Below are 14,876 nucleotides of genomic sequence, written 5' to 3' on the forward strand. Positions count from 1 at the left end.
TCTCCGCCTCACGGGCCTCCACCTCACGCGCCTCGGCGTCGCGGGCGTCGCGCTCGCGGGCCTCGCGTTCGCGGACATCCGCCTCGCGGGCCTCGCGCTCCCGGGCGTCGCGGTCCTCGTCGACGGGAGCGGCGAACGCGGTCTGGTCGAAGGCGGACGTGTCCGCGTCGGACCGGTCCGCGGGGCCGTCGTCGAAGGCGGCGGCGGCGCGCTCGTCCGGGGTGCGGGGGTCCCGCGGCTGGTCGGCCTCGTCGGGCTGTCGGTGCGGGGCGGGCCTGTCGTCGGTCATGGCACGAACCTACCTCCGGGGGCCTCCGCCGCCGGGGCGCCGTGCCGGTGAGCGGCTAGAAGGGCTCGAGGAGCCGTTGCAGGAACCGGCGGGTGCGCTCCTCGGCCGGGTGCTGCAGCACCTGGGAGGGATGGCCGCGCTCCACGACGACGCCGCCGTCCATGAAGACGACCTCGTCGGCCACCTGGCGGGCGAAGGCCAGCTCGTGCGTGACGATCACCATGGTCCACGCCTCGTCGGCGAGCTCCTTGATGACGCTCAGCACCTCGCCCACGAGCTCCGGGTCCAGGGCCGAGGTCGGCTCGTCGAAGAGCAGGACCTGCGGCCGCAGCGCCAGCGCGCGCACGATCCCCACGCGCTGCTGCTGCCCGCCCGAGAGCTGGAACGGGTGCTGGTCGCGCTTGTCGGCGAGGCCCACGCGGGCGAGGAGCTCCTCGGCCTCTCGGGTCGCCTCGGCCACGGGCCGCCGCTGCACCTGCACGGGTCCCTCGATCACGTTCTCCAGCACCGTGCGGTGCGGGAACAGGTTGTACTGCTGGAAGACCATGGCGCTGCGGTCGCGCAGGGCCAGCAGCTCCCGGGAGCGCGGCTTCGCGCCGAAGTCGACGCGGAGCGCCCCGGTGGTGCCCGCCCGCGAGTCGGCGTCGGCCGCGGCGACCTCCACGACGCCGGCCTCCGGCACCTCGAGCCCGTTGAGGGACCGCAGGACGGTGGTCTTGCCGGACCCGCTGGGGCCGATGAGCGCGGTCACGCCGCCGCGTCGGACCTCCAGGTCGATGGAGCGGAGGACCTCGTTGTCGCCGAACGACTTCCGGAGTCCCCGGACGGTGAGGACGGGCTCGCCGGGCGTGCGCGGGGCGACGGGTGCGGGATCAGTGGGCGACATACCGGTCGAGCCTCCTCTCGAGGCGGGTCTGCGCGAAGGAGAGCACGAGGCAGACGAGCCAGTAGATCAGCGCCGCCTCCAGGTACAGGAGCATGTACTCGAAGGTCGACGACGCGATGAGCTGCGCCTGCTTGAAGAGCTCCGTCACGAGGATCACCGAGGCGAGGGAGGTGTCCTTCACCAGGCTGATGAACGTGTTGGACAGCGGCGGGACGGAGACGCGCGCCGCCTGCGGGACGATGATGCGCCGGAGCGTCATCGCCCGCGACATGCCGATGGTGTGCCCCGCCTCCCACTGCCCGCGCGGGACGGAGAGGATCGACGCCCGGATGATCTCCGCCGCGTACCCGCCTACGTTCACCGACAGGGCGATGACGGCGCTCGGCCACGGCGGCAGCACGATCCCGATGGACGGCAGCCCGTAGAAGATCACGAACAGCTGCACCAGGAGCGGGGTGCCGCGCACCACCGAGATGTAGGCCCGCGCGATGCCCGAGACCAGGCGGTTGCCGTACAGCCGCATGAGCGCGAGGCCCAGCGCGAGGGCGAGGCCGAGCGCGAAGGTGACGAGGGCGAGCGGGATGGTGCCGCGGATCGTCTCGAGCGCGAGCGGCCCGATGGACGACCAGAACAGGTCCCACTCCCTCGACATGCGATCCCCTCGTCCGGCTCTACGTCAGCGTACGCGGAGGACTACTGCGAGACGTCCGCGCCGAAGTACCGGTCGGAGATCTCGGCCAGCGTGCCGTCGGCGCGGAGGTCGGCGAGGGCCTGGTCGACCGCGGCCACGAGGTCGTCGCTGCCCTTGCGGAAGACGAACGCGTTGAGCGACGGGTCGTCGGTCTCGGCCGCGACCCGCAGGTCGGAGTCGCCCTGCTGCTTCTGGTAGTCGAGGAGCGTGAGGCGGTCGTTGATGGTCGCGTCCACGCGGCCCTGCTGCAGGAGCGTCACGGCCTGCGCGAAGCCCTCGACGGCCTCGACGCGGGCGCCGCTCTCGGTGGCGAGCTCGTTCCAGTTGCTGGTGAGCGACTGGGCCGTGGTCTTCCCGGCGAGGTCGTCGAACGAGGAGATGCCCGAGTCCGCGCCCTTGACGATGATCACGCCGGGCGACACGGTGTACGGCTCGGAGAAGTCGTAGACGGCCTCGCGCTCGTCCGTGATGGAGATCTGGTTCGCGATGACGTCCCAGCGGCCCGCCTCGAGGCCGGCGAAGATCCCGTCGAACTGGGTCTCCTCGAAGACGGGCTCGACGCCGAGCTCGCCCGCGACGGCGGTGGCGATGTCGACGTCGTAGCCGGTGAGGGCGCCCGAGCCCGATCCCTCGTGGAAGGAGAACGGCGAGTAGGTGCCCTCGGTGCCGATGACGAGCTCGCCCGCGGCCTGGACGTCGGAGAGGCTCGTCGCGGCGGCCGGCGAGGCCGACGCGCCGTCGGTGGACCCGGCGGTGCCCGCGTCGCCCGAGGCGCAGCCCGCGAGGCCGAGGGCCGCGACGGCGACGAGGCCCGTGAGGGCGAGGGAGGGGCGGATGCGGGACAGGCGGCTCATGGGGGTCCTTGCGGTCACGGCGGATCCTCGTGCGCGGGATCGCCTCGTGCGGTGCTGTGGGGGTGCGGGATGCGTCGGTGCGGGATCCGTCCGGGATCGCCGACCGCCATGGTCTCAACGCCCGCCGGGGACCGGTATTCCCATGTCGCCGGATGACGGCGACGACGCGGGCGGCCGCGCGCGACGCGGCTAGAAGAGGGGCTCGGGACCCGTGCCGTCGCGGCCGTCGGCCATCGGCCCGATCTCGCCCTCGAGCTCGAGGAGCCGGAGGTTCACGAAGCGGTCGAGGGCCTGCCGGATGACGGGGGCCAACGGCGCCAGCTCGCGCGCGAGGGCCTGGTCCACGACGCGCTGGATCTCCTCGCCGCGCTCCCCGTAGTCCACGAAGGCGGGCATGCCGAACGGGTGGTCCCGGTACACGGGGCCGCGCGTCTCGCGATAGAGGCGCTCCCGCGCGTCGAGCCCGGCCTCCTCGCGCGCCGTCTCGAGCGCGGCGATGAGCGGGTGGATGGCCGTGTGGGGCGCATCCCGGGGGATGGCCTCCTGGTCCGTGAAGAACGAGGCGTCGCAGGCGGGGCACGATCCCGAGCCGCTGCCCGGGGAGGACGGCGACTCCGTGGCGTAGCGCAGCGCGTGCGCCCGCCAGGCCAGGACCACGTCCTCCAGCATCCGCACGTCGACGCCTCCTCGGGTCCCGGCGAGGACCGCCGTCGGGATCCCCACTGTATCGCCGCACCGCCCCCGGATCGGGAGCACGCGGCGGCGAGGAGCCGGAGCGGCATCCGCGGGGCGCACGCGCCGGGGACGAGGAAGGGCCCCGCCGGAGCGGGGCCCTTCTCATCGTGCGCTCGCGCGCCGGTCGACCTAGTTGTAGGTGCCGGGCGTGTAGTCGTCCGAGCTGAAGCTGTCGAAGTCGACGAAGCTCAGGTCGGACTCGTTGAACACCGACTCATCCGTGAAGATGCGGTTCGGGTAGCGCTCGGCCTTGGCCTCCTCCGTCGCGGTGACGGTGACGTCGCGGTACTTCGCGAGCCCCGTCCCGGCCGGGATCAGCTTGCCGATGATGACGTTCTCCTTGAGGCCCATCAGCGGGTCGGACTTGCCCTCCATGGCGGCCTGCGTGAGCACGCGGGTCGTCTCCTGGAAGGACGCGGCCGACAGCCACGACTCGGTCGCGAGCGAGGCCTTGGTGATGCCCATGACCTCCTGGCGGGCGGAGGCGGTCTTCTTGCCCTCCGTCAGCGTGGCGCGGTTGACCTCGTTGTAGCGGGCCCGGTCCACCAGCTCACCGGGGAGGAGGTCCGTGTCGCCGTGCTCGACGACCGTGACCTTGCGCAGCATCTGCCGCACGATGACCTCGATGTGCTTGTCGTGGATCGGGACGCCCTGCGAGCGGTAGACGCCCTGGACACCGCCCACGAGGTGCTTCTGCACCTCGCGCACGCCCTTGACCCGGAGGACCTCCTTGGGGTCGATGGCGCCGACGTGCAGCTGCTGCCCGAGCTCGACGTGCTGGCCGTCCTCCACGAGGAGGGTGGCCCGCTTGAGCACCGGGTAGATGTGCGGCTCGTCGCCGTTGTCCGGGGTCAGGATCACCTTGCGGCTGCGATCCGTGTCCTCGATCGTGATGCGGCCGGCGGCCTCCGCGATGGGCGACGCGCCCTTGGGGGTGCGCGCCTCGAAGAGCTCCTGCACGCGGGGGAGACCCTGCGTGATGTCGTCCGCCGATGCCACGCCACCGGTGTGGAAGGTGCGCATCGTGAGCTGCGTGCCGGGCTCGCCGATCGACTGGGCCGCGATGATGCCGACGGCCTCGCCGATGTCGACGAGCTTGCCGGTGGCGAGCGAGCGGCCGTAGCAGGCCGCGCACACGCCGACGGCGGACTCGCAGGTCAGGACCGAGCGCACCTTGATCTCGTGCACGCCGGCAGCGATCAGGTGGTCGATCATGACGTCGCCGACGTCGCTGCCCGCGGGGGCGACGACCTCGCCGGCCTCGTTGACCGCGTCGGCGGCCAGCGAGCGGGCGTACACGGAGTTCTCCACGTTGGAGTCGCGGACCGACGTGCCGTCCGCCGCCTGCGTGGCGATGGGCAGGTCGAGGCCGCGGCCGGTGCCGCAGTCGTCCTCGCGGATGATGACGTCCTGCGACACGTCCACCAGACGACGGGTGAGGTACCCGGAGTCGGCGGTGCGCAGCGCGGTGTCGGCCAGTCCCTTGCGGGCGCCGTGGGTGGAGATGAAGTACTCCGCCACCGTCAGGCCCTCGCGGTACGAGTGGACGATTGGGCGGGGGATGATCTCGCCCTTCGGGTTCGACACGAGGCCGCGCATGCCGGCGATCTGGCGGACCTGCATCCAGTTGCCTCGTGCCCCGGACGACACCATGCGGTTGATGTTGTTGTCGGCGGGGAGGTTGTCCTCCATCGCCTTCGCGACCTCGGCGGTGGCCTTGTTCCAGATCTCGATGAGCTCCTGACGACGCTCGGCGTTCGTCGTGAGGCCCTTCTCGAACTGGCCCTGGACCTTCGCGGCCTGCTTCTCGTAGCCCGACAGGATGGCCGCCTTGGTGGGCGGGGTCAGCACGTCGGAGAGGGCGACCGTGACGCCGGAGCGCGTGGCCCAGTAGAAGCCCGCGTCCTTGATCCGGTCGAGCGCCGCGGCGACCTCCACCTTGGGGTAGCGCTCGGCGAGGTCGTTGACGATCTCGGAGAGCTTGCCCTTGTCGGCGACGGCCTCGATGTAGGGGTAGTCGACCGGCAGGGTCTCGTTGAACAGCGCGCGACCGAGGGTGGTCTCGAGCAGCACGGGACCGACCGTCTTGCCCTTCTCGTCGAGCTCGACGCCCTCGGGCGTCTCGCCCTCGGCGAAGTAGAGGTCGTGCAGGCGGATGCGCACCTTGGCGTTGAGGTCCAGCGAGAGCTGGTCCTTCGCCAGGATGGCCTCGGCCACCGAGCTGAACGCGCGACCCTCACCGGCGACGCCCTCCTTGAGGGTGGTCAGGTGGTGCAGGCCGATGATCATGTCCTGCGTGGGCAGGGTGACCGGGCGTCCGTCCGACGGCTTGAGGATGTTGTTCGAGGCGAGCATCAGGATGCGCGCCTCGGCCTGGGCCTCGACCGACAGGGGCAGGTGGACGGCCATCTGGTCGCCGTCGAAGTCCGCGTTGAACGCGGCGCAGACGAGCGGGTGCAGCTGGATGGCCTTGCCCTCCACGAGCTGGGGCTCGAACGCCTGGATGCCCAGGCGGTGGAGCGTGGGCGCGCGGTTGAGCAGCACGGGGCGCTCGCGGATGATCTCCTCGAGCACGTCCCAGACCTGTCCGCGGCTGCGCTCGACCATGCGCTTGGCGGCCTTGATGTTCTGGGCGTGGCTCAGGTCGATCAGGCGCTTGATGACGAACGGCTTGAACAGCTCGAGCGCCATCTGCTTGGGCAGACCGCACTGGTGCAGCTTGAGCTGCGGTCCGACGATGATGACCGAGCGGCCCGAGTAGTCCACGCGCTTGCCGAGCAGGTTCTGGCGGAACCGGCCCTGCTTGCCCTTCAGCATGTCGCTGAGGGACTTGAGCGCGCGGTTGCCGGTGCCCGTGACGGGACGACCGCGGCGGCCGTTGTCGAACAGCGCGTCGACGGCCTCCTGCAGCATGCGCTTCTCGTTGTTGACGATGATCTCGGGGGCACCGAGGTCGAGCAGGCGACGGAGGCGGTTGTTGCGGTTGATGACGCGGCGGTACAGGTCGTTCAGGTCGCTGGTCGCGAAGCGGCCGCCGTCGAGCTGCACCATGGGGCGCAGCTCCGGCGGGATGACCGGGACGACCTGCAGCACCATCGCGGCCGGCGAGTTGCCGGTCGCGAGGAAGGAGCTGACGACGCGCAGGCGCTTGATGGCGCGGATCTTCTTCTGGCCCTTGCCGGTGGCGATCTGCTCGCGGAGCAGCTCCCCCTCGGCCTCGAGGTCGAAGGCCTCCAGGCGCTTCTGGATCGCCTCGGCGCCCATGTGGGCCTCGAAGTAGATGCCGAAGCGGTCCTGCAGCTCGTGGAAGACGGCGTCCTCGGGCTTGAGCTCGCCGACCTTGAGGCTGCGGAACTCCTCCCAGACGCGCTCGAGGCGGGAGATGTCCTCGTCGAACGCCTTGCGCGTCTGACCCATCTCCTTCTCGGCGCCGTCCTTCGCGCGACGCTTCTGGTCGCTCTTGGCGCCCTCGGCCTCCAGCGCGGCCAGGTCGGTCTCCAGGCGCCCGAGGCGCTCGGCGATCTGGGAGTCGCGCTGGTCCTGCAGGGTCTTGATCTCGAGCCGGAGCTCGTTCTCGAGGCCCGGCATGTCCTCGTGACGGGCGTCCTCGTCCACGCTGATCACCATGTAGGCGGCGAAGTAGATGACCTTCTCGAGGTCCTTCGGCGCCATGTCGAGCAGGTAGCCGAGGCGCGAGGGCACGCCCTTGAAGTACCAGATGTGCGTGACGGGCGCGGCGAGCTCGATGTGGCCCATGCGCTCGCGGCGGACCGCGGACTTGGTGACCTCGACGCCGCAGCGCTCGCAGACGATGCCCTTGAAGCGCACCCGCTTGTACTTGCCGCAGGAGCACTCCCAGTCGCGGCTGGGTCCGAAGATCTGCTCTCCGAAGAGGCCGTCCTTCTCGGGCTTCAGCGTGCGGTAGTTGATGGTCTCGGGCTTCTTGACCTCACCGTGCGACCAGCGGCGGATGTCGTCGGCCGTCGCGAGGCCGATCCGCAGCTCATCGAAAGTTGTTACGTCGAGCAATTTTCCTTCTCTCCTTGGAAAGCTTCGAGTCGAAAGTCTTGAGCGGGCTTAGATGTCGTCGATGCTGGACGACTCGAAGCGGGTGGAGATGTTGATGCCGAGCTCCTCCGCGGCGCGGAAGACCTCGTCATCCGTGTCGCGCAGGCTGACCGCCTGGCCGTCCGCCGAGAGGACCTCGACGTTCAGGCAGAGGGACTGCATCTCCTTGATCAGGACCTTGAAGGACTCGGGGATACCCGGTTCCTGGATGTTCTCGCCCTTGACGATGGCCTCGTACACCTTCACGCGGCCGAGGATGTCGTCCGACTTGATGGTGAGGAGCTCCTGGAGCGCGTAGGCCGCTCCGTACGCCTCGAGCGCCCACACCTCCATCTCGCCGAACCGCTGGCCGCCGAACTGGGCCTTACCGCCCAGGGGCTGCTGCGTGATCATCGAGTAGGGACCCGTCGAGCGCGCGTGGATCTTGTCGTCCACCAGGTGGTGCAGCTTCAGGATGTACATGTAGCCGACCGAGACGGGCTCGGGGAACGGCTCGCCGGAGCGGCCGTCGAACAGGCGCGTCTTGCCGCTGGACCCGATGAGGCGGTCGCCGTCGCGGGTGACCGTCGTCGAGTCGAGCAGGCCGGCGATCTCCTCCTCGAGCGCTCCGTCGAACACCGGGGTGGCGACCTTCGTGCCGGGCGCGGCCTGGCGGGCGTGGTCCGGAAGGCGCTCGGCCCACTTGGGCTTGCCCTCGACCTCCCAGCCCTGCTTGGCGATCCACCCGAGGTGGGTCTCCAGGACCTGGCCGAAGTTCATGCGGCCGGGGATGCCGAGCGGGTTGAGGATGACGTCGACCGGGGTCCCGTCGGCGAGGAACGGCATGTCCTCGACCGGCAGGATCTTGGAGATGACGCCCTTGTTGCCGTGACGGCCGGCGAGCTTGTCGCCCTCCGTGATCTTGCGCTTCTGGGCGATGAACACCACGACGCGCTGGTTGACGCCCGAGCCGAGCTCGTCGTCGCCGTCCTGCGAGTCGAAGACCTTGACGCCGATGATCGTGCCCTGCTCGCCGTGGGGCACCTTCAGGGACGTGTCGCGGACCTCGCGGCTCTTCTCGTTGAAGATCGCGCGCAGCAGGCGCTCCTCGGCGCTGAGCTCGGTCTCGCCCTTCGGCGTGACCTTGCCCACGAGGATGTCGCCGGGGCGGACCTCGGCGCCGATGCGGATGATGCCGCGCTCGTCGAGGTCGGCGAGCAGCTCCGGGCTGACGTTGGGGAGGTCGCGGGTGATCTCCTCCTTGCCGAGCTTGGTGTCGCGCGCGTCGACCTCGTACTCCTCGATGTGGATGGAGGAGAGGGTGTCGTCCTTGACCAGGTTCTGGCTCAGGATGATCGCGTCCTCGAAGTTGTGGCCCTCCCACGGCATGAACGCGACGAGCAGGTTCTTGCCGAGCGCGAGCTCGCCGTTCTCCGTGGCGGGGCCGTCGGCGATGACCTCGCCGGCCTCGATGCGGTCGCCGGCCGAGACCAGGACGCGGTGGTTGTAGCTCGTGCCCTGGTTCGAGCGGTCGAACTTGCGCAGGTAGTAGGTCTGCGTGCCGCCCTCGTCGAGCTGGATGGTGACGACCTCGGCCGACACCTCCTGCACGACGCCCGAGGCGTCGGCCGTGAGGACGTCGCCGGCGTCGACCGCCGCGTAGCCCTCCATGCCGGTGCCGACGAGCGGGCTCTCGCTGCGCAGCAGCGGGACGGCCTGACGCTGCATGTTCGCGCCCATGAGGGCCCGGTTCGCGTCGTCGTGCTCGAGGAAGGGGATGAGCGAGGTCGCGACCGACACCATCTGGCGCGGGGAGACGTCCATGTAGTGGACGTTCTCCTTCGCGACGAGCTCCACCTCACCGCCCTTGGGGCGGACGAGGACGCGGTCCTCCGCGAAGCGGAAGTCCTTCGTGAGGGGCGCGTTGGCCTGGGCGACGAGGAACTCGTCCTCCTCGCTGGCCGTGAGGTAGTCGATCTGGTCGGTGACCACGCCGTCGACGACGCGACGGTACGGAGTCTCGATGAAGCCGAAGGAGTTGATGCGGGCGAACGACGCCAGCGAGCCGATCAGGCCGATGTTCGGGCCTTCCGGGGTCTCGATGGGGCACATGCGGCCGTAGTGCGACGGGTGGACGTCGCGGACCTCGACGCCGGCGCGCTCACGGGACAGACCACCCGGGCCGAGCGCCGAGAGGCGGCGCTTGTGGGTGAGGCCCGCGAGCGGGTTGTTCTGGTCCATGAACTGCGACAGCTGGCTCGTGCCGAAGAACTCCTTGATCGCGGCGACGACGGGGCGCACGTTGATCAGGGTCTGGGGCGTGATGGCCTCGATGTCCTGCGTGGTCATGCGCTCGCGGACGACGCGCTCCATGCGGGACAGGCCGGTGCGCACCTGGTTCTGGATGAGCTCGCCGACCGCGCGGATGCGGCGGTTGCCGAAGTGGTCGATGTCGTCCACGTCGAGGCGGAGCTCGACGGGCTTGCCGTCGCGCGTGCCGCCCATCTTCGTCTCGTTGGCGTGCAGCGAGACGAGGTACTTGATGGTCGCGAGGATGTCCTCGACCGTCAGCACCGAGTCGGTGAGCTGCTTGTCGATGCCGAGCTTGCGGTTGATCTTGTAGCGACCCACCTTCGCCAGGTCGTAGCGCTTCGGGTTGAAGTAGAAGTTGTCCAGCAGCGCGCGGGCGGCCTCGGCGGCGACCTGCTCGCCCGGACGGAGCTTGCGGTAGATGTCCTTGAGGGCCTCCTCCTTGGTGAGGATGGAGTCCTTCTCGAGCGTGAGCTCGATGGACGCGACGCCCTTGAACTCCTCGAGGATCTGCTCGCTGGTGAGGCCGAGGGCCTTCAGGAAGACCGTGACCGACTGCTTGCGCTTGCGGTCGATGCGGACGCCGACCTGGTCGCGCTTGTCGATCTCGAACTCGAGCCAGGCGCCGCGGGAGGGGATGACGCGGGCGGAGTAGATGTCCTTGTCGGACGTCTTCTCCTGCTGGCGCTCGAAGTACACGCCCGGGGAGCGGACGAGCTGGGACACGACGACACGCTCGGTGCCGTTGATGATGAACGTTCCCTTCTCCGTCATGAGGGGGAAGTCCCCCATGAACACCGTCTGGGTCTTGATCTCGCCCGTGAGGTGGTTCATGAACTCGGCCTCGACGTACAGGGGGGCGGAGTAGGTCTTGCCGCGCTCCTTGCACTCGTCGATGGAGTACTTCTGCTCCTCGAGGTACGGGTTCGTGAACCCGAGCTGCATGGTCTCGCCCAGGTCCTCGATGGGGGAGATCTCCTCGAAGATCTCCTCGAGGCCGGAGTTGAGGGCCAGGTCGGTGCGGCCCTGTGCGGTGCCCTCCTCGACGCGCCGCTTCCACACGTCCGAGCCGACGAGCCAGTCGAAGCTCTCGGTCTGCAGGGCGAGCAGGTCGGGGACGGTGAGGGTGTCAGTGATCTTCGCGAACGAGAGCCGCGATGCGTCGCGACCGTTCTGGGGAGTGGGAGTTGCGTTGCGCGCAGCAGCCAAGGAAATTACCTCCGTGGGCCCCGTCGGGCTCCGATGTCGTCGATACGCCGAGACCGACCCGGGTTGTCACCCGTGCCGATCCTGATGGAGTTGCTCGCCACACCTCGCGGGATGGGCTCGGGACGGACCCGAGCGCACACGAATGACCGACCGCAATATGAAGGCAAAGGGAGTGGGAGCGCAAAGGATCACCATACGGGTCGCGACGCGCCATGTCCAGCGGAATCTTGCATCCTCGGCGTGTCTCGGTGTATAACGTCCGGTTGCCCGGATCCGGACCGTCCCGCCGCGGGTAGCGTCGGGGCATGAGCCCTCCCTGGCACGTGACCCCCGGCGGCCCCTCCCACGTGCACCGGGCGGGCGACGTGGAGATCCGGAAGGCGTCCGTCGGCCCCATGGACAACGCCGCTTACCTGCTCACCGACCTCGACTCCGGCGAGCGCCTGCTCGTCGACGCGGCGGCCGACGTCGACCGACTGCTCGCCCTCGTGGCGGAGCCGGATCCCGTCGGCCGGCTGGCCGTCGTCGTCACCACGCACGGCCACCTGGACCACCACGGCGCGCTGGCCGCCGTGCTCGACGCGACCGACGCGGTGGCGGCCGTGGGCGACGCCGACGCGGGCGACCTGCCCGTCGACCCCGAGCGGCGCCTCGTCGACGGCGACGAGGTGGCCTTCGGCGGCGTGACGGCGCAGGTGGTCGCGCTCCGCGGGCACACCCCGGGCGGCGTGGCGCTGGTGCTGCAGCCGGGCGACGGGAGCACGCACCTCTTCACGGGCGACTCTCTCTTCCCGGGAGGGGTCGGGAACACGGGCGGCGACGCGGCGCGCTTCCGGCAGCTCATGGGCGACGTGGAGGAGCGCCTCTTCGCCCGCTTCCCCGACGAGGCGCACGTCCACCCCGGCCACGGCGACTCGACCACGCTCGGCGCCGAGCGCGGCTCCCTCGGCGGGTGGCGCGAGCGCGGCTGGTGACGGGACGCCGGGCACCCTCCCGCGACCGGGCCGCGCGCGCGGGGCTCGCCTAGGCTGAGGAGATGCCCGAGCACCCGTCGACCGTCCTCGCCCTGAGCGGGCACCGGGCCGTCATCGAGCCCGACCGCTTCGTGCCGGGCGCGTACCAGCTCGTGGTCGACGGCACCCCGCAGTCGCACGTCAACATGGACGACCCGGGCGAGCTGTTCTTCGAGTACGTCCAGCGCATGGGGCACGTCATCGACCTCGTCGGGGAGCCCGGCGAGGCGATCACCGCGCTCCACCTCGGCGCCGGGGCGCTCACCATCCCCCGGTACGTCGAGGCGACGCGGCCCGGATCGCGCCAGCAGGTGATCGAGCTCGAGCAGGACCTCGTGGACCTCGTGCGGGAGCACCTGCCGTGGTCGCGCCGCGCCTCCATCCGGCTGCGCTACGGCGACGCGCGCGAGGTGCTGGGGCGCCTCCCGCAGGGGCTCCGCGGATCCGTGGACCTCGTGGTCGTGGACGTCTTCAGCGGCGCGCGCACGCCCGCCCACATCACGAGCCGCGAGTTCCACGCGGAGGCCGCGGCGTTCCTCGCGCCCGGGGGCATCCTGACGGTCAACGTCGCCGACGGCCACGGCCTGGCCTTCGCCCGCGGGCAGGCCGCCACCATCCAGGACGTGCTGCCGCACGTGGCCGCGCTCGCGGAGACGCAGGTGCTGAAGGGCCGCCGGTTCGGCAACGTCGTGCTCGCCGCGTCCGCCACGCCGCTCCCGCTGGACTTCGTGCCGCGGCTGCTGGCGGGCGGCCCGCACCCCGCCAAGGTCGTCGAGGGCCGCGAGCTCGCCGACTTCATCGCAGGCGCCTCCGTCGTCACCGACGCCACCGCCGTGCCCTCGCCCTCCCCCGCCCGCAGCATCTTCCAGACGAGGCCCTGACCGGCCCGCCGGTCGCCGACGCCCGCCGATCCACCGGAGTCACCATGAACCGCCGCTCCCGCACCCGCCCCGCGCGCCTCGCCGTGCTCGGGATCGCCGCCCTGGTCGCGCTCACGGGCTGCACGAACGACGACGGCTCCCCCGTCGACGTCCGCGCGACCGAGCCGCCCGCGCCCTCCCCCACCAGCACCGACGCCGCGCCGGCGGGCGTGGCGCCCTCGGGGACGCCGACCGCCGTCACGACGGGCCTCGTCTCGCCGTGGTCCGTCGCCCAGCTGCCCGCCGGACCCCTGCTCGTCAGCGAGCGGGACACCTCGCGCATCGTCGAGGTGCTCGACGACGGCACCACCCGGGTCGCGGGCACCGTGGCCGGGGTGGGCCCGCAGGGCGAGGGCGGCCTGCTCGGCATCGCGACGCGCGAGGCGGACGGGCGCACGCAGCTGTACGCGTACTTCACGAGCGCCACGGACAACCGCATCGTGCGCATGGACGTCACCGGCGCCCCGGGGTCGCTGGGGCTCGGCGCGCCCGAGGAGATCGTGACGGGCATCCCGCGCGACAGCAACCACAACGGCGGGCGCATCGCGTTCGGGCCGGACGGGATGCTCTACGCGACCACGGGCGACGCGAACCTCCGCGACGCCGCGCAGGACCCGATCTCGCTGGCGGGCAAGATCCTCCGCCTCACCCCCGACGGGCAGGGCCCCGAGGACAACCCCACGCCCGGATCGCCCGTCTACTCGATGGGCCACCGGAACCCGCAGGGCATCGCGTGGGACGCCGAGGGCAACCTGTGGTCGGCGGAGTTCGGGCAGGACACCTGGGACGAGCTGAACCTCATCGAGCCCGGCGGGAACTACGGCTGGCCGGTCGTGGAGGGCGCGACGGACGACGCCGCGGACGACATGTACATCGACCCGGTCCGGCAGTGGGCCACCGACGACGCCAGCCCGAGCGGCATCGCCGTCTCCGGCGACACCATCTTCATGGCGGGCCTCGGCGGCGAGCGCCTCTGGGTGATCCGCCCCGGCGCCGTCCCCACCGACCCCATCCCGGACGACCGCGTGACCGAGTTCTACACCCGCGAGTTCGGGCGGATCCGGGACGTGCAGGCCGCCCCCGACGGCTCGCTGCGGATGCTCACGAACAACACCGACGGGCGCGGGACGCCGCGCGAGGGCGACGACAAGCTGCTCCGGGTCGAGCTCATGCCGATCCAGGCGGGATAATCTCTTCCTCGTGACAGGCACCGCGATCATCATCGGCTACGACAGGGACACCCTCCGGGAGAAGGTGGACCTGCGGGCTGCCGGCGATCGGCTGGACGAGCTCGAGAACCTCCGCAGCCTCTCCGCCATCACCGAGAAGGTCGCGCTGCTGCGCATGCTCGGCCGCCTCGACGAGGCGTGGGACATGGCGAACGCGGCCGTGCGCCAGGCGCGCTTCACCGGCGACCGGGAGACGCTGCTCGCGTGCCGCATCCGTCGCGCGCAGGTGCAGCAGTACCAGGGCAAGCTCGACATCGCCCTGCAGGACCTCGGCGGCTGCGTCGACGAGGCCCGCGCGCACGAGTGGTTCGCGCTGGAGGCGTTCGCCCTGCAGCACCGCGGCAAGGTGCACTTCGACCGCGGCGACTACCGCCACGCGCTCAGCGACTTCGAGGACGCCTACACGCTGCGCACGCGCGAGGGCCTGCCGAGCGACCAGCTCGAGAGCTCGGCGCTCGCGATCGACGTCGCCAAGGAGCGCATCGCCGCCCAGCCCGCGTGATGGGCCCGAACCCTCCCCGGCCGCGGCCGGCCGGCCGTGGCTGACCTCGCCCGCGTGCGGATCTGGGCCGACGCCCTGATCGCGCTGCACCTCGACCCGTCGTGGTCGTTCGACTTCGACCACGCGCGCACGCGCGCGGGCGCCTGCCACTACGGCGACCGGCGCATCACCGTCTCCCGGCACCTGGCCGG

General features: G+C 70.9%; 10 protein-coding genes and 2 pseudogenes. 5 read left to right on the plus strand and 7 right to left on the minus strand.

Annotation, left to right across the window (positions count from 1 at the left end; genetic code table 11):
• From Q6969_RS06515 to rpoB, 7 genes and pseudogenes are all read right to left on the minus strand, one after another.
• Positions 1–289: pseudogene (locus Q6969_RS06515) on the minus strand (hypothetical protein); the annotation flags it as partial.
• Positions 290–344: 55 nt separating this feature from the next.
• On the minus strand, positions 345–1,175 hold the full coding sequence (locus tag Q6969_RS06520; RefSeq protein ID WP_317229709.1) for an amino acid ABC transporter ATP-binding protein: 831 nt from the start codon (positions 1,173–1,175) through the stop codon (positions 345–347).
• A complete protein-coding gene (locus Q6969_RS06525) occupies positions 1,162–1,827 on the minus strand; it encodes an amino acid ABC transporter permease (RefSeq protein WP_317229710.1) in 666 nt (221 codons plus the stop codon). Before Q6969_RS06525 ends, Q6969_RS06520 begins: the two co-directional genes overlap by 14 nt.
• A gap of 41 nt (positions 1,828–1,868) precedes the next feature.
• Positions 1,869–2,720 carry an amino acid ABC transporter substrate-binding protein gene (locus Q6969_RS06530; RefSeq protein WP_317229714.1) on the minus strand — a complete coding sequence of 284 codons (852 nt, stop codon included), beginning with the start codon at positions 2,718–2,720 and terminating at the stop codon, positions 1,869–1,871.
• Between the two features lie 189 nt (positions 2,721–2,909).
• Positions 2,910–3,389: a hypothetical protein gene (locus tag Q6969_RS06535; RefSeq protein WP_317229715.1), complete on the minus strand. Its 480-nt coding sequence runs from the start codon at positions 3,387–3,389 to the stop codon at positions 2,910–2,912.
• A gap of 195 nt (positions 3,390–3,584) precedes the next feature.
• Positions 3,585–7,484, minus strand: a complete 3,900-nt coding sequence (locus Q6969_RS06540) for a DNA-directed RNA polymerase subunit beta' (RefSeq protein ID WP_094116596.1) — start codon at positions 7,482–7,484, stop codon at positions 3,585–3,587.
• 48 nt (positions 7,485–7,532) lie between these two features.
• A complete protein-coding gene (gene rpoB / locus Q6969_RS06545) occupies positions 7,533–11,021 on the minus strand; it encodes a DNA-directed RNA polymerase subunit beta (protein WP_104289923.1) in 3,489 nt (1,162 codons plus the stop codon).
• Positions 11,022–11,326: 305 nt separating this feature from the next.
• Between rpoB and Q6969_RS06550 the strand changes: the two genes are divergently transcribed.
• The 5 genes and pseudogenes from Q6969_RS06550 to Q6969_RS06570 all read left to right on the plus strand — a co-directional run.
• Entirely contained in the window at positions 11,327–11,995 is a 669-nt protein-coding gene (locus tag Q6969_RS06550; RefSeq protein WP_317229711.1) for an MBL fold metallo-hydrolase, read from the plus strand.
• A gap of 62 nt (positions 11,996–12,057) precedes the next feature.
• Entirely contained in the window at positions 12,058–12,915 is an 858-nt protein-coding gene (locus tag Q6969_RS06555; RefSeq protein ID WP_317229712.1) for a fused MFS/spermidine synthase, read from the plus strand.
• Between the two features lie 44 nt (positions 12,916–12,959).
• Positions 12,960–14,144, plus strand: coding sequence for a PQQ-dependent sugar dehydrogenase (locus tag Q6969_RS06560; protein WP_317229713.1), 1,185 nt, complete (start codon positions 12,960–12,962; stop codon positions 14,142–14,144).
• A gap of 10 nt (positions 14,145–14,154) precedes the next feature.
• Complete coding sequence (locus Q6969_RS06565) at positions 14,155–14,685, plus strand: hypothetical protein (protein WP_104289920.1); 531 nt, start codon at positions 14,155–14,157, stop codon at positions 14,683–14,685.
• A 36-nt stretch (positions 14,686–14,721) separates the two neighbouring features.
• Positions 14,722–14,876, plus strand: a pseudogene (locus Q6969_RS06570) (M48 family peptidase); the annotation flags it as partial.

The sequence above is a fragment of the Clavibacter sp. MX14-G9D genome (assembly GCF_032917815.1).
GTDB lineage: Bacteria > Actinomycetota > Actinomycetes > Actinomycetales > Microbacteriaceae > Clavibacter > Clavibacter michiganensis_K.

Bases quoted from the DNA above. Each gene is read 5' to 3' on its own strand.
- Q6969_RS06555 (WP_317229712.1), top strand. From the start codon at position 12,058: ATGCCCGAGCACCCGTCGACCGTCCTCGCCCTGAGCGGGCACCGGGCC.
- Q6969_RS06525 (WP_317229710.1), bottom strand. From the start codon at position 1,827: ATGTCGAGGGAGTGGGACCTGTTCTGGTCGTCCATCGGGCCGCTCGCG.
- Q6969_RS06520 (WP_317229709.1), bottom strand. From the start codon at position 1,175: ATGTCGCCCACTGATCCCGCACCCGTCGCCCCGCGCACGCCCGGCGAG.
- Q6969_RS06550 (WP_317229711.1), top strand. From the start codon at position 11,327: ATGAGCCCTCCCTGGCACGTGACCCCCGGCGGCCCCTCCCACGTGCAC.
- Q6969_RS06535 (WP_317229715.1), bottom strand. From the start codon at position 3,389: ATGCTGGAGGACGTGGTCCTGGCCTGGCGGGCGCACGCGCTGCGCTAC.
- Q6969_RS06530 (WP_317229714.1), bottom strand. From the start codon at position 2,720: ATGAGCCGCCTGTCCCGCATCCGCCCCTCCCTCGCCCTCACGGGCCTC.
- Q6969_RS06560 (WP_317229713.1), top strand. From the start codon at position 12,960: ATGAACCGCCGCTCCCGCACCCGCCCCGCGCGCCTCGCCGTGCTCGGG.